Origin of the sequence: Streptomyces sp. NPDC003035 (assembly GCF_042888285.1) — a bacterium.
Lineage (GTDB): Bacteria > Actinomycetota > Actinomycetes > Streptomycetales > Streptomycetaceae > Streptomyces.
The window spans coordinates 256,259-274,607 of the sequence record NZ_JBIAPJ010000010.1 but is presented as its reverse complement, the minus strand read 5'-3'; the positions used below and the strand labels follow the sequence as shown (position 1 = coordinate 274,607).

General features: G+C 68.5%; 13 protein-coding genes and 1 pseudogene. 1 reads left to right on the top strand and 13 read right to left on the bottom strand.

The annotated features are described in order from the left end of the window. A pseudogene (locus ACFYV5_RS30205) lies at positions 1-100 on the top strand (IS481 family transposase); the annotation flags it as partial. 200 nt (positions 101-300) lie between these two features. Here the strand turns inward: ACFYV5_RS30205 and ACFYV5_RS30200 are convergent. From ACFYV5_RS30200 to ACFYV5_RS30140, 13 genes are all read right to left on the bottom strand, one after another. Continuing rightward, positions 301-1,233, bottom strand: a complete 933-nt coding sequence (locus tag ACFYV5_RS30200; RefSeq protein WP_389173565.1) for a hypothetical protein — start codon at positions 1,231-1,233, stop codon at positions 301-303. A gap of 240 nt (positions 1,234-1,473) precedes the next feature. Continuing rightward, positions 1,474-2,544 carry a dipeptide ABC transporter ATP-binding protein gene (locus ACFYV5_RS30195; protein ID WP_355105811.1) on the bottom strand — a complete coding sequence of 357 codons (1,071 nt, stop codon included), beginning with the start codon at positions 2,542-2,544 and terminating at the stop codon, positions 1,474-1,476. Next, positions 2,537-3,520: an ABC transporter ATP-binding protein gene (locus ACFYV5_RS30190; protein ID WP_355105809.1), complete on the bottom strand. Its 984-nt coding sequence runs from the start codon at positions 3,518-3,520 to the stop codon at positions 2,537-2,539. The genes ACFYV5_RS30195 and ACFYV5_RS30190 overlap by 8 nt, the downstream gene beginning before the upstream one ends. 6 nt (positions 3,521-3,526) lie before the next feature. After that, positions 3,527-4,507: an ABC transporter permease gene (locus ACFYV5_RS30185; RefSeq protein ID WP_389173562.1), complete on the bottom strand. Its 981-nt coding sequence runs from the start codon at positions 4,505-4,507 to the stop codon at positions 3,527-3,529. Beyond that, positions 4,500-5,423: an ABC transporter permease gene (locus ACFYV5_RS30180; RefSeq protein ID WP_355105805.1), complete on the bottom strand. Its 924-nt coding sequence runs from the start codon at positions 5,421-5,423 to the stop codon at positions 4,500-4,502. The genes ACFYV5_RS30185 and ACFYV5_RS30180 overlap by 8 nt, the downstream gene beginning before the upstream one ends. Before the next feature lie 82 nt (positions 5,424-5,505). Then, the gene (locus tag ACFYV5_RS30175; RefSeq protein WP_389173560.1) at positions 5,506-7,134 is read right to left on the bottom strand and encodes an ABC transporter substrate-binding protein; all 1,629 of its coding nucleotides are present in this window, start codon (positions 7,132-7,134) and stop codon (positions 5,506-5,508) included. Between the two features lie 151 nt (positions 7,135-7,285). Further along, positions 7,286-8,434, bottom strand: coding sequence for an ABC transporter ATP-binding protein (locus tag ACFYV5_RS30170; RefSeq protein WP_389173558.1), 1,149 nt, complete (start codon positions 8,432-8,434; stop codon positions 7,286-7,288). Then, positions 8,427-9,485 carry an ABC transporter ATP-binding protein gene (locus ACFYV5_RS30165; protein ID WP_389173587.1) on the bottom strand — a complete coding sequence of 353 codons (1,059 nt, stop codon included), beginning with the start codon at positions 9,483-9,485 and terminating at the stop codon, positions 8,427-8,429. The genes ACFYV5_RS30170 and ACFYV5_RS30165 overlap by 8 nt, the downstream gene beginning before the upstream one ends. A 23-nt stretch (positions 9,486-9,508) precedes the next feature. After that, positions 9,509-10,468, bottom strand: a complete 960-nt coding sequence (locus tag ACFYV5_RS30160) for an ABC transporter permease (protein ID WP_389173556.1) — start codon at positions 10,466-10,468, stop codon at positions 9,509-9,511. After that, on the bottom strand, positions 10,461-11,393 hold the full coding sequence (locus ACFYV5_RS30155; RefSeq protein WP_389173585.1) for an ABC transporter permease: 933 nt from the start codon (positions 11,391-11,393) through the stop codon (positions 10,461-10,463). Before ACFYV5_RS30155 ends, ACFYV5_RS30160 begins: the two co-directional genes overlap by 8 nt. Positions 11,394-11,579: 186 nt before the next feature. Next, positions 11,580-13,223: an ABC transporter substrate-binding protein gene (locus ACFYV5_RS30150; protein ID WP_355105795.1), complete on the bottom strand. Its 1,644-nt coding sequence runs from the start codon at positions 13,221-13,223 to the stop codon at positions 11,580-11,582. Positions 13,224-13,621: 398 nt separating this feature from the next. Continuing rightward, positions 13,622-15,523, bottom strand: a complete 1,902-nt coding sequence (typA, locus tag ACFYV5_RS30145) for a translational GTPase TypA (RefSeq protein ID WP_355105793.1) — start codon at positions 15,521-15,523, stop codon at positions 13,622-13,624. A 302-nt stretch (positions 15,524-15,825) separates the two neighbouring features. Next, on the bottom strand, positions 15,826-18,297 hold the full coding sequence (locus tag ACFYV5_RS30140; protein ID WP_389173553.1) for an ABC transporter family substrate-binding protein: 2,472 nt from the start codon (positions 18,295-18,297) through the stop codon (positions 15,826-15,828). Positions 18,298-18,349 lie beyond the last annotated feature (52 nt).

Sequence of the window (18,349 nt, the reverse complement as noted above, 5' to 3'; positions counted from 1 at the left end):
AGACTTCCTCCACACCTACAACCACCACCGCTGCCACACCGCACTCGACGGACACCCGCCGATCAGCCGTGTCAACAACGTTGCAGGTCAATACAGCTAGGGGGTGTCTTGTCGATCAGGCCGGATCAGGGAGCGGGGTCTGGTGCCGTGTATCGCAAGGCGGAGGAGGGAGACAACGCGGTGGGGGTACCTCCCGTGCCCGGAGGGCTACGGGGGAGTTGGCGACCGACGACAACGCGGCGAGGCGCGGTGCCAGGGCACGCGAGCCCGGCAAGATCGGCAAGACACCCCCTAGGGCGTTCACCAGCCGGGCGGGCGCGGGTGGGGTGGTGGTGGGGGCAGGGCGGCCACCGGGTGGTGGCGGAGGGGCCGCGCGGGGGCGCCGGGGACGGCGAGCAGGACGAGCACGGTGGCCCCGGCGAGCAGGTCGTACACCGAGGTGGCGAGGGTCAGCCGGCCGACGGGCTCCAGCGCGCCGAAGTGCTCGACCTGGCCGAGTCGCGTCGCGAGGGCCACTCCGGCGACGCCCCAACCGGTCAGGAGGAGGCCGGCGAGCAGGCCGAGAGGCCGCGCGAGCGGGACGCGGGCGAAGGCGCTCGTGGCGGCCAGCAGGAGCAGTCCGGCGAGGACCACGTTGAGCCAGCCCGGTGGCACCGCCAGTGCGGGCAGAAGGAGCGAGCGCCCGCCGGTGAAGCGGTCGACCGTGAACTCGACGGGCAGCGTGGTGGCCCAGTGCACCTCCCAGGCGGCCCCGGCGAGACCGCCCACCGCGCACAGCACCCCGGCCGCCACGGCCGGCCCCGTGCGGGGGCGGGTCGGTAACTCCTCCGGGAACTCGGCGGGGCGGCGTCCGGCGGCCGCGGTGAGGACGAGCCCGGCGGCGAGGGCGAGGGTGACGAGGGTCGTGACCAGGGCGTCGACACCGGTGGCCCACAGACCGGGCAGCCGCAGCGCGAGCGTGATGGCCCCGGTGACGGCGAGCGCCGGGGCGACGCGGGGGGAGCGGAGCGCGGCGACGGCGGTGGCGACGCAGGCGAGGAGCAGGAGGGGGTCGACCAGCGAGGTGGCGGCCCTGCGGCGCAGCAGGAAGACGTGCTCCCCCGCCCAGTACCAGGCGAGTTCGGCCGGGGAGCCGAAGGCCGCGAGGTCCCGCAGGAGCCAGACGACGATGACGAGTGCGAGTGCGCCACAGAGCGCGGCGCCGGTGAGACGTGCCGGTCGAGTCGCTGTCACGGAGCCGATACTCACCGCTACCACGCGCCGAAACAAGCGGTTCCGCATATTCGGCGGGCACGGCGGGCACGGCGGCGCACGGCGGCCGGCCGGGACGACATGGCGCGTCCCGGCCGGCCTACGGCACCCGCACGGCCGTACGCTGTCGAGCTTGGCGCGTTCGTATATCGGACCGGGGTCGGTGAAGTTGCCTGCGCGTTAAGGAATATGACGGTGGTTCGCCCCCATGTGGGCCGGCTTCTATCCCAGCTCGTCCTCCGTCGGCACCACGTGCTTCTCCTCGGCGAAATGGCAGGCGGAGTCGTGCTTCGCCGGAGAGTCGGTGAGCCGGAACTCCGCGGGGACGGCCAGCGCGGGCACCTCCAGGGCGCAGCGCTCCTGCGCCTTCCAGCAGCGGGTGCGGAAGCGGCAGCCGGAGGGGATGTTGGCCGGGGAGGGCACGTCGCCGGTGAGGATGATGCGCTCGCGGTGGGCGCGGGCCTCGGGGTCGGGCACGGGGACCGCGGAGAGCAGCGCCTGGGTGTAGGGGTGGGTGGGGTGGTCGTAGATCTCGGCGTCGGTGCCGATCTCGACGATCCGGCCGAGGTACATGACGCCGACCCGGTCGGAGATGTGCCGCACGATCGACAGGTCGTGGGCGATGAAGACGTAACTGAGCGAGAACTCGCGCTGGAGGTTCTCCAGGAGGTTCACGACCTGGGCCTGGACGGAGACGTCGAGCGCCGAGACCGGCTCGTCGGCGACGATGATCTCCGGCTGGAGCGCCAGGCCGCGGGCGATGCCGATGCGCTGCCGCTGGCCGCCGGAGAACTGGTGCGGATAGCGGTTGATGTACTCGGGGTTGAGGCCCACGACGTCGAGCAGGTCCTGGACCTTCTTGCGGCGCGAGCCCTTGGGGGCGACCTCGGGGTGGATCTCGTACGGCTCTCCGATGATGTCGCCGACGGTCATCCGGGGATTGAGCGAGGTGTACGGGTCCTGGAACACCATCTGGATGTTGCGCCGGACCGCGCGCAGCGCCTTCGGGGACATCGTCGTGATGTCCTCGCCCTTGTACGAGATGGTGCCGGCCGTCGGGCGTTCCAGGTTGACCAGCATCTTCGCCACGGTCGACTTGCCGCAGCCGGACTCGCCCACGATGCCGAGGGTCTCGCCCGGTGCGAGGTCGAAGGAGACGCCGTCGACCGCCTTGACCGCACCGACCTGCTTCTTGAAGAGGACGCCCTGGGTCAGGGGGTAGTGCTTGTACAGGTCCCGGACCTGGAGGATCGCCTCCCGCTGGAGACTGGCCTCGCCGCGGGCCTCAACCATGGAGGCACTCCTTCCAGTAGTGGCAGGCGCTGCTGCGCGGGACCGGGGACTCGGTCACCTCGTAGAGCGGCGGTACGTCGGTGCGGCACCGGTCCTGGGCGAGGGGGCAGCGGGGGTTGAAGGCGCAGCCGGGCGGGATGGCGAGGAGGTTCGGGGGCAGCCCCTTGATCGCGTACAGCTGCGAGCCCTTCTGGTCCAGGCGCGGAATCGATTCGAGCAGGCCCTTGGTGTAGGGGTGGGCGGGTGCCTTGTAGATCTCGTGGACGGGCGCGTGCTCCACGATCCGGCCGGCGTACATCACGGCGATCTTGTCGGCGACGTCGGCGACGACGCCGAGGTCGTGGGTGATGAGGATGAGGCCCATGTCGAGTTCGCGCTGGAGCTCGGCGAGGAGGTCCATGACCTGGGCCTGGACCGTCACGTCGAGCGCGGTCGTCGGCTCGTCCGCGATGATCAGCTCGGGTTCGAGCGCGAGCGCCATCGCGATCATGATGCGCTGCCGCATGCCCCCGGAGAACTGGTGCGGATACTGCCCCACCCGTTCCCTGGCGGCCGGGATGCGGACCCGGTCCATCAGCTCGATCGCCTTGGTCCGCGCGTCCTTGCGGGACATCCCCTGGTGGACCTCGAACATCTCCCCGAGCTGTGCCCCGACGCTGAGCACCGGGTTCAGCGAGGAGAGCGCGTCCTGGAAGATCATCGCCATCTTCGCGCCGCGGACCTTGCGCCGCTCCTCCTCCTTGAGCTTGAGAAGGTCCTGCCCCTGGAAGAGGATCTCCCCGCCGGTGATCTTTCCGGGCGGCATGTCGAGGATGCCCATGACGGCCTGGGCGGTGACGGACTTGCCGGAGCCGGACTCGCCGAGCACGGCCAGCGTCTCGCCGGCGTCGACCGAGTAGCTGACCCCGTTGACGGCCTTGGCCACCCCGTCCCGGGTGTGGAACTCCACGTGCAGATCGCTCACTTCGAGCAGCATGGGCGCCTACCTCAGCTTCGGGTCGAGGGCGTCGCGCACCGCGTCGCCGAGCATGATGAACGCGAGCACGGTGACGGCGAGCGCGCCCGCCGGCCAGAGCAGCATGTGCGGGGCGTTGCGGATGTACGCCGAGGCCGAGGAGATGTCGATGCCCCAGGAGACGGTGGGCGGCTTGAGTCCGACGCCGAGGAAGGAGAGCGTCGCCTCCAGGGAGATGTATGTGCCGAGGGCGATGGTCGCGACGACGATGACCGGCGCCAGGGCGTTGGGCGCGATGTGGCGGAGCAGCATCCGGGAGTTGGAGGCACCGAGCGCGCGGGCCGCCTGCACGTAGTCGTTCTGCTTGGCGGTGATGACCGAGCCGCGGGCGATACGGGCGATCTGGGGCCAGCCGAGCAGCACCATGAAGCCGATCACCGGCCAGACGGTGTTGCTGGTGACGACCGACAGCAGGACCAGGCCGCCGAGGACGACCGGGATGGCGAAGAAGACGTCGGTGACCCGGGAGAGGATCGCGTCCCAGCCGCCGCCGAAGAAGCCGGCCAGGCCGCCGAGGACGCTGCCGAGGACGGAGACGCCGAGGGTGGCGAGGACGCCGACGGTCACGGAGGTCCGGGCGCCGTACACCGTACGCGTGTACACGTCGCAGCCCTGGCCGTTGAAGCCGAAGGGGTGACCGGGCTGCGAGCCCTCCTGGGCCTTGGAGAGGTCGCACTGGAGCGGGTCCCCGCTCGCGATCAGCGAGGGCCAGAGGGAGATGACCACCAGGAAGACGATGATCAGGCCCGAGACGATGAAGACCGGGTTGCGGCGCAGATCGTGCCAGGCGTCGGACCACAGCGAGCGGGGCTTGCCCGCGGGCCCGGTTCCCAGGGGGCCGCCAGGAGTCTTCTCCAGGGTCTCGCCCTCGCTCATCGCGAGGTCGGTCGCGCCGCCGGCGCCGGTCGGGGCGATCGCCGCCCCTTCGTCGTAGTTCGGCTCAGGCATAGCGGATCCTCGGGTCAAGGACGGCGTACAGGAGGTCGACGAGCAGGTTGGCGACCAGGAAGACCAGCACGAGGACGGTCACGAAGCCGACGACGGTCTGCGTGTTCTGCCGCACGATGCCCTGGTAGAGCTGGTAGCCGACGCCATGGATGTTGAAGATCCGCTCGGTGACGATCGCGCCGCCCATGAGCGCGCCGACGTCGGCGCCGATGAAGGTGACCACCGGGATGAGCGAGTTCCGCAGGAGGTGGCGGGTGATGACCCGGCGGCGCGGCAGGCCCTTGGCGACGGCGGTGCGGACGTAGTCGGCGCGCTTGTTCTCCGCGATGGAGGTGCGGGTGAGCCGGGTGACGTAGGCGAGGGAGACGGAGGCGAGCACGAGGCCGGGGACGATCAGCTCGCCGAAGGGGGCCTCGGGCGATACGGCCGGCTTGATCCAGCCCCACTTCACGCCGAGCAGCAGCTGGAGCAGCAGACCGGTGACGAAGGTCGGGACCGAGATGACGACCAGCGTGAGCAGCAGCACGGAGGTGTCGATGGGCCGGCCGCGGCGCAGGCCGGTCACGACGCCGAGGCTGATGCCGATGACGATCTCGAAGAGGATCGCGATGATGGTGAGCCGGATGGTGACCGGGAAGGCGCTTCCCATCAGCTCGGTGACCGGCTGGCCGTTGAAGGCCGTACCGAAGTCGCCGGTGAAGAGATTGCCCATGTAGATCAGGTATTGCTGCCAGACCGGCTTGTCGAGACCGAACTCCTTCTCCAGCTGGGCGGCGGTCGCCGGGTCGCAGGCGCGGTCGCCGCAGAGGCCGGCGATGGGGTCGCCCATCACGTTCACCATGAGGAAGATCAGCAGGGTGGCGCCGATGAAGACCGGGATCATCTGCAGCAGACGCCGGATCACATAACGTCCCATGAGGGGCTCCGGGGGTGTGGGGAAGTCGTACGGCCCGGCACGCGGGGGAACGCGGGGCCGGGCCGTACGCCGACGAGCTGCGTCAGCCGACCTTGATCTCGTTGTAGACCGGGACGCTGAACGGGTTGAGCGCCACGTTCGAGACGCGCTCGGAATAGCCCGCGCTGCCGTTCTGGTACCAGAGCGGGATCGCGCCCATGTCGTCGCGGAGGACTTCCTCGGCCCTCTGGAAGGTCTCGACGGCCTTCGTGATGTCGGACTCCGCGTTGGCCTGGTCGACGAGCTTGTCGAACTCCGGGTCGGTCCACTTGCCGTCGTTGGACGAGGCGTTGGTGTAGTAGAGCGGCTGGAGGAAGTTCTGGATGAGCGGGTAGTCCATCTGCCAGCCGGCGCGGAACGGGCCCGTCATCTTCTGGGTGGTGATCTGGTTGCGGAAGTCGGCGAAGGTGCCGATGGGGTTGCCGACGCAGGCGTTGTTGTCGCCGAGGGCGTTGTTGATGGAGTTGCAGACTGCGTCCACCCACTCCTTGTGGGAACCGGTGTCGGCGTTGTACGAGATCTTCATCGTGCCGCCGGGGATGCCGCCGCCCTCGGCGATCAGCTTCTTCGCCTCGGCGGCGTCGTACACGCAGAACTCTCCGCAGACGTCCTTGTAGCCGCCCTCCGCGCCGAGGACCGGGGAGGTCCAGTCCTTGGCCGGGGTGCGGGTCTTCTGGAAGATCGTCTCGGTGATCTGCTCACGGTTGATCGCTCGGGAGATGCCCTGCCGGAGCTTCTCCTGGCCCGGCTTGTTCCACGCGGGGTCGTAGAACGGGAAGGAGAGGGTCTGGATGATGCCGGCGGGCACGTTGATGTACCGGTCGCCGAGGTCCGCCGAGACGTTCTTGAGCTGGGAGGCGGGAACGTCGTCGACGAGGTCGAGGTTTCCGGCCGTCAGGTCGGTGTAGGCGGTGTTGTTGTCGGTGTAGACCTTGAGGGTCACACCGCCGTTCTGCGCCTTGTCGGTCCCGGGGTAGCCGTCCCAGCGCCTCAGCTCCATCTGCGAGCCCTTGGCGTACGAGCCGACGGTGTACGGGCCGTTGCCGACGGGCTTCGACAGCCAGCCGGCGTGGTCGTCGAAGAACGCCCGGGGCAGCGGGGCGAAGGCCGAGTAGCCGAGGGTGTCCGGCCACGTCGAGAACTTCTGGCTGAGCTTGACCGTGAAGGTCCTGTCGTCGACGACCTTGAGACCGGACATCGTCTCGGCGGTCGGCTCACCCTTCTCGGGGTGGACCTGCTCGTATCCCTCGATCTGGCCGAAGAAGAAGGCGTTCTTCTGGTTGTTCTTCAGATGGGCGCCGTAGTTCCAGGCGTCCACGAAGGACTTCGCGGTGACCTTCTCGCCGTTGGAGAAGGTCCAGCCGTTCCTGAGGGTGATGGTGAAGTTGGTCGAGTCCGTCGTCTCGATCTTCTCGGCGAGCATGTCCGTGGCCTCGCCGGTCTTCGGGTCGTACTGCTTGAGTCCCCGGAAGATCATGGACAGGACCTTGCCGCCCTGGACCTCGTTGGTGTTCGCGGGCTCCAGCGGGTTCTGCGGATCACCCCACGAGGAGCTCACGATCCCGTCGGCGCCACTACCACCGCCACCGTCGCCGCCACCGCCGCAGGCGGTCGCCATGAGGGCGACGGCGGCGGCCGAAGCGGCCCACTTGGCGTGCGTGGCTCCGCGCATCAGGTGCCTCCCGAGTGTCCTGAGGATGACTGAGAGACCCAATATCACCCGATTACGGGCGGTATGCACCTTCTCCACGCCCATACGGAGAACACGACGAGGGCGCCCGGACCGAACCGGTCCGGGCGCCCTCGTGCGGACAGCGGGGAGGCTACGCCGCGTGGATGACGTCCTTCTCCTCGGCGAAGTGGCACGCCGACTCGTGCGCGGCCGGGGTGTCCTGACCCTGGAAGCGCTCGGGGATCGCCAGGAGCGGGACCTCCGTGGAGCACTTCTCCTCGGCCTTCCAGCACCGGGTGCGGAAGCGGCAGCCCGACGGCGGGTTGGCCGGCGAGGGGACGTCACCGGTGAGGATGATCCGCTCGCGACCCTCACGGGCCTCCGGGTCGGGGACCGGGACCGCCGACAGCAGCGCCTGGGTGTAGGGGTGCGTCGGGTGGTCGTAGATCTGCGTGTCCGTACCGATCTCGGCCATCTTGCCGAGGTACATGACGCCGACCCGGTCGGAGATGTGCCGGACGATCGACAGGTCGTGCGCGATGAAGAGGTAGGAGAGGTTGAACTCGTCCTGCAGCTTCTCCATCAGGTTGATGACCTGCGCCTGGACGGAGACGTCCAGGGCCGAGACCGGCTCGTCGCAGATGATGATCTCCGGGTTGAGCGCGAGGCCTCGGGCGATGCCGATGCGCTGGCGCTGACCGCCGGAGAACTGGTGCGGGTAGCGGTTGATGTACTCGGGGTTCAGACCGACCACATCGAGCAGCTCCTGCACCTTGCGGCGCCGGTCGCCCTTCGGGGCCACCTCGGGGTGGATGTCGAAGGGCTCGCCGATGATGTCGCCCACCGTCATGCGGGGGTTCAGCGAGGTGTACGGGTCCTGGAACACCATCTGGATGTTCCGGCGGACGGCCTTCAGCGCGCGGCCGGACAGCTTGGTGATGTCCTGGCCCTTGTAGAAGACCTCGCCCGCGGTGGCCCGCTCCAGGGTCATCAGGAGCTTGGCGACCGTGGACTTGCCACAGCCGGACTCGCCGACGATGCCGAGGGTCTCGCCCTGGTAGAGGTCGAAGGAGATCCCGTCCACGGCCTTGACCGCGCCGACCTGCTTCTTGAACAGGATGCCCTGGGTCAGCGGGAAGTGCTTGACCAGGTTGCGCACCTGCAGGATCGGCTCACCGCGCTCGACCGGAGCCTCGATGGCGGCTACGGCCTCCGCCTCGGTGGCGGCGTCGACCGTTTCGACCTCGGTGACGTTCGGAGTCGCGTCCGCGGCCTCATCGTTCTTCTTGAGCTCAGCCATGGATCGTCTCCTTCCAGAAGTGGCAGGCGCTGCCGCGGCCGGGCAGCTCCGTGCCGTCCTGCTCGGCGACCGGCGCGAGCGCCGGGATCTCCGTGCGGCAGATGTCGTCGGCCTTCGGGCAGCGCGGGTTGAAGGCGCAGCCCGACGGGACCTTGAGCAGGTTGGGCGGCAGGCCCTTGATCGCGTACAGCTCCTGGCCCTTCTGGTCCAGGCGCGGGATCGAGTCGAGCAGACCCCGGGTGTACGGGTGGGCCGGGCGCTTGTACAGCTCGTGCACCGGGGCGGTCTCGACGATCCGGCCCGCGTACATGACCGCGATCTTGTCCGCGACGTCGGCGACGACGCCGAGGTCGTGCGTGATCAGGATCAGGCCCATGTTGTATTCGCGCTGGAGCTCCGCGAGGAGGTCCATGACCTGGGCCTGGACCGTCACGTCGAGCGCCGTGGTGGGCTCGTCCGCGATGATCAGGTCCGGCTCCAGGGCGAGCGCCATGGCGATCATGATGCGCTGGCGCATACCGCCGGAGAACTGGTGGGGGTAGTCGTTCACCCGCGCCGCGGCGGCCGGGATCTTGACCCTGTCCATCAGCTCGATGGCCTTGGCCTTGGCCTCCTTCTTGGAGAGGCCGTGGTGCACCCGGAACATCTCGCCGAGCTGGTAGCCGACGGTGAGGACCGGGTTGAGGGAGGACAGCGCGTCCTGGAAGATCATCGCGATCTTGCGGCCGCGGATCCTCCGGCGCTCCTCGTAGGACATCTTGAGCATGTCCTCGCCGCGGAAGAAGATCTCGCCCTGCGGGATCTTGCCGGGCGGCATGTCGAGGATGCCCATGATGGCCTGCGCGGTGACGGACTTGCCGGACCCGGACTCGCCGAGCACGGCGAGCGTCTCGCCGGCGTTCACGTTGTAGTTGACTCCGTTGACCGCCTTGGCCACACCGTCACGGGTGTGGAACTCCACGTGCAGGTCGCGGACTTCGAGCAGCGGACCGGTGTAGTCCTCGCCCTCGCGCGGAGCGGGGACGCTCGCGGTCTTGCCTGAGTTCTCGATGATGCTCACGTTTTACGCCCTCCTCAGCGCAGCTTGGGGTCGAGGGCGTTGCGTACGGCTTCGCCGAGCATGATGAACGCCAGAACGGTGATGCTCAGCATGATCGACGGGTACAGCAGGATGTGCTGCGCCGTACGGATCTGCTGAACGCCGGCGGAGACGTCGACACCCCACGAGATGGTCGGTGCGGACAGCCCCAGACCCAGGTAGGACAGGGTCGCCTCGGCCGAGATGTAGCCGCCGAGCGCGATGGTCGCGACGACGATCACCGGAGCCATGGCGTTCGGCAGGATGTGCCGGAACAGGATCCGGGTGGTGCCGGCGCCGAGAGCCTTCGCCGCGTGGACGTAGTCCGACTGCTTGACGGTGATCACGGCACCGCGCATGACGCGGGTGATCTGGGTCCAGCCGAGGAACGCGAGGGCGAAGACGACGACCCAGACGGTGCGCTCGGTGAAGGACTGCAGGACGACCATGGCGCCGAGCAGGAACGGGATGCCGAAGAAGATGTCGGTGATCCTGGACAGGATCGCGTCCAGGACCCCACCGAAGTAGCCGGCGAGCATGCCCATGATGCCGCCGATGACGGTGACGATCAGGGTGACGCAGATACCGACGATGACCGAGGCACGGGTGCCGTGGATCAGGCGGGCGTACACGGAGCGGCCCTGGCCGTCGTAGCCCAGCCACCCCTCGGAGCCGATCTTGCCCAGCTCGGGCTTGCCCAGGTAGTGGTTGACCAGGTCGCCCGCCGTGGGAGAGGCCCCCGTGAACCAGGTGGGGAACGCGGTGATGACCAGCAGGGCGACGATCAGCACCGCCGAGACGACGAAGTACGGATTGCGGCGCAGGTCCACCCAGGCATCGCCCCAGAGGCTGCGCGCCTTGTCCGACTTCTGCTTCTGCGGGGCCGGGGCTGCCGCGGAGGGCGGCGCGATGGCGTCCTCAACGGCGGCGGCTGCGGTCTTGGTCACGTCAGGCATAACGGATCCTCGGGTCCAGGACCGCGTACAGCAGGTCGATGAGCAGGCTGGTAGCGAGGTAGACGAGCACCAGGACGGTCACGAGGCCGACCAGCGTGGTGCCCTCGCGACGGATGATCGACTCGTAGATCAGGCCACCGACGCCCTTGATGTTGAAGATGCCTTCGGTGACGACCGCGCCGCCCATGAGGGCGCCGATGTCGGTGCCCAGGAAGGTGACGACCGGAATCATCGAGTTCCGCATCAGGTGGACACCGATGACGCGGCGCCTCGGGAGGCCCTTGGCGACGGCCGTACGCATGTAGTCGGCGCGCAGGTTCTCCGCCATCGACGTACGGGTGAGCCGGGCCACGTAGGCCAGCGAGAGACCACCGAGCACGATGGCGGGCGCGATCATCTCCGACAGCAGCTGGTCGTTGCTGACGTTCGGAGCGATCCACTCCAGCTCGAAGGCGAAGACCATCTTGATGATGAAGGCGAGGACGAAGACCGGCACCGAGATGATCAGCAGCGTGAAGATCAGAATCGCGTTGTCGGCCAGGCGGCCCGCGCGCAGACCGGCGATGACGCCGAGCGCGACGCCGAAGATCAGCTCGAACGCGAAGGCCAGAGCCGCGAGTTGCAGCGTGACCGGGAACGCATCGCCCAGGACTTCGGTGACCGGACGCCCGTTACGGATCTGGGTGCCGAAGTCGAAGTGCGCGATGATGTTCCACATGTAGTTGGCGTACTGCTGCAGGATCGGCTGATCCAGTCCCAGGTCTTGTCTGATCTTGGCCACGGTCGCCGGGTTGGCGGCCTTGTCGCCGAACAGACCCGCCACGGGGTCGCCGGGCAGGCTGTAGACCATGAGGAAGATCAGCAGGGTTGTCCCGATGAAAACCGGGATCATCTGGAGCAGTCGTCGTACGACATAGCGCCCCATCATGCCTCCGTTGAGATGTGACAGCCGCAGCGCTACGAGCCCTCCCTCGGCAACCGCGCCCCTGTGGGTGCGCGGATGTCGTGGAAGGGCCCCCCAGCCACTGCGTATCGCCGGTGCGAGGGGCCGGGCGGACGGTGTGTGCCCGTCGGCCCCTCGCCTTACGGCTTGCGGACTACGCTCGGGTGATTACTTCTTGTTGACCGTGATCTCTTCGAGAACCGGGTCGCCGTCCTGGAGGTAGCGGACGCCGTTCACGTTCTCGGAGTAGCCCGCGTTGACCTTGTAGTACCAGAGCGGGATGGAGGGCATCAGGTTGACGAGCTCCTTCTCCACCTCCTGGTATGCCTTCACCGACTCCTCGAGGGTGGCCGCGGAGTCGGCCGCCTTGATCTTCGCGTCGAGCGCCGGGTTGGAGAAGTCACCCTGGTTGCCGGACGCGCCCGTCTGGAACAGGTCACGGAGGAAGTTGGAGTTCACCGGGTAGTCGAGCGACCAGGCCGAGCGGTACATCGACTTGACCTGCTTCGCCTTGCGGGCCGCGAGGTCCGCCTGGAAGTCCGCCTTGCTGTCGCCGACGCACTTGACCTGCGTCGCCTGGGTGATGCTGTTGCAGACCGCGTCGACCCACTCCTTGTGGCCGCCGTCCGCGTTGAACTGGATGGTGATGGCGTTGCCGGGAACGCCGCCACCCTCCGCGATCAGCTGCTTGGCCTTGGCGGGGTCGAACTTGGTGACGTCGCCCGCGGCGTTCGGCTGGAAGCCGAGGACGCCCTTGGCGACCCAGCCGGTCGCCGGCTCACGCGTACCCTGCAGCACCGTCTTGGTGATGGTGGCGCGGTCGATCGCCATCGAGAGGCCCTGGATGACCTTCGGGTCGACCTTCTTGGGCTTCTTCCACTGGTCCGCGTAGAACGCGACCGCGATGGACTGGATCGCCGACTGGTCGGCGTCCACGGCGCGGTCACCGAGGTCCTGGTGGTAGACCGGGAGGTCCTTCGGGCCGACCTGACGGATGACGTCGAGGTTGCCGGACTTCAGGTCCTCGTAGGCGGGCTCGAGGCCGGTGTAGTTCTTGAAGATCACACCGCCGTTCTTCGCCTTGTTCTCGCCCTTGTACGCGTCGTAGCGCACGATCTTGATCTGCTTCTTGCGGTCCCACGACTCGAACTTGTAGGGACCGTTGCCGACGGGCTTCAGGCCGGCGGCGGCGGGGTCCTTGTAGAAGGACTCCGGCAGCGGCGAGAAGACCTCGTAGCCGAGCTTGTAGGCGAAGTACGGAACCGCGGCCTTGAGCTCGATGGTGAAGGTCGAGTCGTCGACGACCTTCAGACCGGTGAGCTTGTCGGCGGTGGGCTTGGCGCCCTCCTTCTCCGGCAGCAGGGCCTCGGAGCCCTTGATGTCGGAGAACCAGGACGCGTTGCCCTGCTTGTTGTCGACGTTGGCGGCCCAGTTCCACGCGTCCACGTAGGACTTGGCGGTCACCGGGGTGCCGTCGTGGAAGGTCCAGCCCTTCTTGAGCTTGACGGTCCAGAGCTTGCTGTCCGCGCTCTCGACCGACTCGGCGTTCACCATCGTGAGCTTGCCGTCGGCGGTGTAGTCCACCAGCTGCGAGAACAGGCCCGAGAGAACGATCGAGCCGTTGGACTCCATCGTGTCGGCCGGGTGCAGAAGCTTCTCCGGCTCGCCCACCTCGATCGAGAAGATCCCGTTCGGGTCAACTTGGCCCTTGGCGTCGTTGCCGCCGTCGCCCTTACCCCCGCCACAGGCGGTTGCTGCCAGGGCGACGACGATCGCGCCCACTACCCACTTGGCGCTCTTGGCACCGCGCATGGGTTCCTCCTCATGAGTCCACTTGTCACTACAAGAAGGGCACTTCGAGTTCGCCGACACCCCTGACGGCTATGCACTCAAGTGCCCCGAGTGTGCTCGTGAGTCGGCACTCCCCACAGTGCGTGACCCATTGACCCGAGCTCAATGGAGCCAACTATTAAGCACGTCAGGGCTGTAAACCACACTTAAGTGGTCTCGGTTTGACAACATCACCAGGGGCCTTGAGACCGAAATCCGGACAAAGCGATCACAGACAGACACCCGCGAAACGGACCGTTAACACACGTTCCGGAGAGCGACGGTCGATATGCGGACACCGGGGCCATGAAATGGATTTGACGAAAGGCCCGGACCCCCACAGTGACTGCGGGGGTCCGGGCCTTGTGTCTGAGCGTATGTCAGCCGTTCTTGGCGCGCGAGGCCGAGCGGCCGCGCTCCTTCTGGTCCAGGACGACCTTGCGGATGCGCACGGCCTCCGGGGTCACCTCGACGCACTCGTCGTCGCGGCAGAACTCCAGGGACTGCTCCAGGGACAACTTGCGCGGCGGGACGATCGCCTCGAAGGAGTCGGCGGAGGAGGAGCGCATGTTGGTGAGCTTCTTCTCCTTGGTGATGTTGACGTCCATGTCGTCGGCGCGGGAGTTCTCGCCGACGATCATGCCCTCGTACACCTCGGTGCCGGGGTCGACGAACAGCACGCCGCGCTCCTGCAGGTTGGTCATCGCGAAACCGGTGACCGCGCCGGCCCGGTCGGCGACCAGCGAGCCGTTGTTACGGGTGGTCAGGGTGCCGAACCACGGCTCGTGACCCTCGTGGATCGAGTGGGCGATGCCCGTACCGCGGGTGTTGGTCAGGAACTCCGTACGGAAGCCGATCAGGCCACGGGACGGAACGACGAACTCCATGCGGACCCAGCCGGAGCCGTGGTTGGACATGTTGTCCATGCGGCCCTTGCGGACACCCATGAGCTGCGTGACCGCGCCCATGTGCTCCTCGGGGACGTCGACCGTCAGACGCTCGACCGGCTCGTGCACCTTGCCGTCGACGATCTTCGTGACGACCTGCGGCTTGCCGATGGTGAGCTCGAAGCCCTCGCGGCGCATCTGCTCGACCAGGATGGCGAGCGCGAGCTCACCACGGCCCTGGACCTCCCAGGCGTCCGGCCGCTCGGTGTCGAGGACGCGGAGCGAGACGTTACCGATCAGCTCGCGGTCCAGGCGGTCCTTCACCTGGCGGGCGGTGACCTTGCGGTCCTTCACGGCGGACTTGGCGTCCGCGCCCTTGCCGGTTCCACCACGGCCGACGAGCGGCGAGGTGTTCGTGCCGATGGTCATCGAGATGGCGGGCTGGTCGACCGTGATCAGCGGCAGCGCGATCGGGTTCTCCGGGTCGGCCAGCGTCTCACCGATCATGATGTCGGGGATACCGGCGACGGCGCAGATGTCACCGGGGCCGGCGACCTCGGCCGGCTTGCGGGTGAGCGCCTCGGTCATCATCAGCTCGGTGATGCGGACGTTGGAGATCGTGCCGTCCCGCTTGATCCACGCGACCGTCTGGCCCTTGCGCAGCTCGCCCTGCTCGACGCGGAGCAGCGCGATACGGCCGAGGAAGTTGTCGGCGTCGAGGTTGGTGACGTGCGCCTGGAGCGGCGCCTCCTCGTCGTACACCGGGGCGGGGACGTGCTCGAGGATCGTGGAGAAGAACGGCTCCAGGTTGGTGGAGTCCGCCGGGACCGTGCCGTCCTCCGGCTTGGTCAGCGAGGCGACGCCGTCACGGCCGCACGCGTAGACGATCGGGAACTCGATCTGGTCCTCGTCCGCGTCCAGGTCGAGGAAGAGGTCGTAGGTCTCGTTGACGACCTCGTCGATCCGAGAGTCCGGACGGTCGGTCTTGTTGATGCAGAGGATGACGGGCAGGCGCTGCTGGAGCGCCTTGCGGAGCACGAACCGAGTCTGCGGAAGCGGGCCCTCGGAGGCGTCGACGAGAAGGACGACCGCGTCCACCATCGACAGACCGCGCTCGACCTCGCCACCGAAGTCGGCGTGACCGGGGGTGTCGATGATGTTGATCGTGATCGGGGCCCCGCCGTCCTTGGGGTGATACTTCACCGCCGTGTTCTTGGCGAGGATCGTGATGCCCTTCTCACGCTCCAGGTCGTTCGAGTCCATCATGCGGTCGTCGAGGTGCTGGTGGGCGGCGAAGGCACCGGCCTGCTTGAGCATGGCGTCGACGATGGTCGTCTTGCCATGGTCGACGTGGGCGACGATGGCGACGTTACGGATGTCGTGGCGCGTGGGCATGGGTGCTTGCGCTTCTCTCGGATCGTGGGATGCGGCGTCAGTTCCTCTTACGCCCGCCGGGCGGACGCGCCACGGCTATGTCCTATGGTACGGGGCCGCCGTGCAAGGGGCTTCCCCGCCCGGATTCGAGAGGGTCTACTGGGAGGTTTGGGGGCCTCGGTGGTGCGGTGCACTGGGGGTGAGGAGGGGCACTGAGCGTGCGGAACCGGCCGGGTCAAGGGGCCGGACGTGATCCTGCCCGCCGGGGTGGCCGGCGGGCAAGGAACTTGAGCTGCATCTGAGGTTGTGACCTGCACTTTCAGCTATTCGCTCGTGTTGCGCTCCGCACCCTTGGTGGATTCGGGCTTCTTGAACCCGATGTCCTGATAGCGCGGCGCCGCGAAGCCCCAGGCGCCCGCGTTCACCACCTCGGGCTTGACCGCGACCAGCTGGGGGCGCTGGTAGAGAGGAATCGATCCGGCAGCGGCCCAGATCCTGGCGTCGGCCTGACGGACCAGGTCGCGGGCCTCCTTCTCGTCGAGCGTCGCGACCGCCTGGTCGAACAGCTGGTCGATGCGGTCCGTACCGACCCGGGCATAGTTCTGCTCGACCAGGAGAGAGCCGTCCGAGGCCGGCTCGGGCTTGGCGAAGATCGGCCGGGCGTCGGTCGCGGGGAACGCGGTCGCGGGCCAGGAGTAGAGGGCCAGGTCGTAGTCGCCGGAGGCGATGTGGTCCTTGAAGAAGCTCTCGTCCGCGACCTTGGTGACCTCGGTGCGGATGCCGACGACGTCGAGCATCTGCACGATCTTGTCGCCGACCGTCCGGAGCGACTCGGAGCCGGGGCCCGAGGGCAGGACGAAGCGCAGGCTGAGCGCCTTGCCGTCCTTGCCCAGGGCCTGACCGGCGGCCGCGGGCACGGCGGGGGCGGCGGTGCCGCGCGGGGCGTAGGCACCCGCGACGCCCTTGTCGGGCCTGGCCGGGTTCTGCGCCTTGGCCTCGGTCGTGGTGCCGCCCTCGGCGTCGGTGGCGGTGCCGGTGGCGGGGGCCGTGTCCAGCAGGGCGGCCTGGCGGAGCACCGCCACCGTCTGCAGGGCCGCGCCGGACGCGGGGGCGAGGACGTTGGTGCCGTTCTCGGGGCCTGCGGCGCCGATCATGGGCTCGGCCACCTTGCCGTCGTCGCGGGCGGCCGTGCCCCCGGGCTTGTCGTCGCCGACGATGTAGAGGCCGTCGTCGGAGGGGGCGTCGGGCTTCTTGGCGCCCGGCTTCTCGTTGCTGTCCTTCTTCTCGGCCTTCTTCCCCTCCTCGCCCTTCTCGCCCTTGTCTCCCTTCGTCTGCGCCTCGCTGCCGGCCTTCGTCCCGGCCGGCTTCCTCGCCGCGCCGCCCGGTACCCAGCCCGCGTCCGCGAGCAGCGCCCGCGCCTCCTCGGTGTCCTGGTCGCCGAGGGCGTCGCTGCTGTCCGCGTACGCCGCCTGCCCGGCCAGGGCCAGATGGCTGCCGGGCGGGTCGGCGGGCAGCCCCAGCGGCTTGAGTACGGATTCGGCCAGTTCCCGGCGGTCGAGTGCGCGGGCCACCGCCCGGCGTACCCGCTCGTCGGCGAGCGGTCCGGACTCGCCGTTCAGCGAGAGCTGCGTGTACGCGGGCTCCAGCGACTTGCGCACGACGAACTTCCCGAGCGCCCGCTGCTCGGCGGCGTACCGCTCGATGGCCTGCTGGTTCTTCGTTCGGGCGGCCTGGACGACCTCCGCCTTCTCCTCGTCGGAGCCGTAGGCCAGCGCCCAGGACTTCAGGGCCGCCGAAGGGGTGATCGCGGCGCCGGGGCCGTGCGCGAGCGCCTGCCCGCCGCCCTGCCCGCCGCTCTTCCCACCGCTCTTTTCGGCCTGGGCGTCCCGTACCGCGAGCGCGATGCGGTCCGCCGCCGCCCGGTCGATCTCGGCCAGGTCGAGCTTTCCGGCGGCCAGCGCGGCGACGCGGTCGGCGCGGGGCACGGCCCTCAGGACGATCCGGTCGAGCTTGGCGGGCTGGCCCCACCAGCGGGGGTTGCGGACGAGCGTGACGGTGCCCGCCTCGCGGTCGGTCGTCTTGAGCTGGAACGGACCGCCGGTCGACTTGAGGGTGGTGCGCGCGCCGTCGTTGAAGCCGGCCGGGGACCCCATCACCTCCTTCGGGTAGAGGGGGGTGAAGAGGGACTGCCAGTCGGCGTACGGCTTGCCGTAGGTGACCCGTACCTCCAGGTCGTTCTTGCCGCGCTCGATCTTCTCGATCCGCTCGTAGCCGGAGTTGCGGGCGGTCCAGTACGCGGTGTCCCGGCCGCTCAGGGCCCGCCACTGCGCGACGAAGTCGGGGGCGCCGATCTCCCGGCCGTCGCTCCACACCGCCTGCTGGTTGAGCTTGTAGAGGACGACCTGCTTCGGCTCCGTCTCGACCACCTGCGCGGACTCCAGATAGTCCGCGTTGCGCCGGGGCCGGCCACGCTCGTCCAGGGTGTAGAGGGAGGGGAGCACGGCCCCGGCGATGCGCGAGGTGCTGTTGTCGGCGTCGGCCTGGAAGGCGTTGAGCGTGGTGGGCATCGCGTCCATGGCCCAGTTCAGCGTGCCGCCGTCGGCCACCCGGTCGCGCGCGGCGGGCGCGTGGTCCGGGGCGGCTGCCGGGGCCTGGTCGGCTCCGTCGCCGGAGCTGCAGCCGGCCAGGACCGAGACCGCGAGCATCGCGCTGGTGAGGGTGGCGACGGAACGGAGCGTGCGGGAGCGGGGGCTCCTGGAGCATGTCCTCCCGCGAGGGGCGCCGACCTGGGACATGACTTGTACCCCTTCGTCCAGTTTTATGGCATTTGGCGATGATCACACCTAT

Bases quoted from the DNA above. Each gene is read 5' to 3' on its own strand.
- ACFYV5_RS30170 (WP_389173558.1), bottom strand. From the start codon at position 8,434: ATGGCTGAGCTCAAGAAGAACGATGAGGCCGCGGACGCGACTCCGAAC.
- ACFYV5_RS30150 (WP_355105795.1), bottom strand. From the start codon at position 13,223: ATGCGCGGTGCCAAGAGCGCCAAGTGGGTAGTGGGCGCGATCGTCGTC.
- ACFYV5_RS30180 (WP_355105805.1), bottom strand. From the start codon at position 5,423: ATGGGACGTTATGTGATCCGGCGTCTGCTGCAGATGATCCCGGTCTTC.
- ACFYV5_RS30190 (WP_355105809.1), bottom strand. From the start codon at position 3,520: ATGCTGCTCGAAGTGAGCGATCTGCACGTGGAGTTCCACACCCGGGAC.
- ACFYV5_RS30175 (WP_389173560.1), bottom strand. From the start codon at position 7,134: ATGCGCGGAGCCACGCACGCCAAGTGGGCCGCTTCGGCCGCCGCCGTC.
- ACFYV5_RS30140 (WP_389173553.1), bottom strand. From the start codon at position 18,297: ATGTCCCAGGTCGGCGCCCCTCGCGGGAGGACATGCTCCAGGAGCCCC.
- ACFYV5_RS30185 (WP_389173562.1), bottom strand. From the start codon at position 4,507: ATGCCTGAGCCGAACTACGACGAAGGGGCGGCGATCGCCCCGACCGGC.
- ACFYV5_RS30160 (WP_389173556.1), bottom strand. From the start codon at position 10,468: ATGCCTGACGTGACCAAGACCGCAGCCGCCGCCGTTGAGGACGCCATC.
- ACFYV5_RS30195 (WP_355105811.1), bottom strand. From the start codon at position 2,544: ATGGTTGAGGCCCGCGGCGAGGCCAGTCTCCAGCGGGAGGCGATCCTC.
- ACFYV5_RS30155 (WP_389173585.1), bottom strand. From the start codon at position 11,393: ATGGGGCGCTATGTCGTACGACGACTGCTCCAGATGATCCCGGTTTTC.
- typA (WP_355105793.1), bottom strand. From the start codon at position 15,523: ATGCCCACGCGCCACGACATCCGTAACGTCGCCATCGTCGCCCACGTC.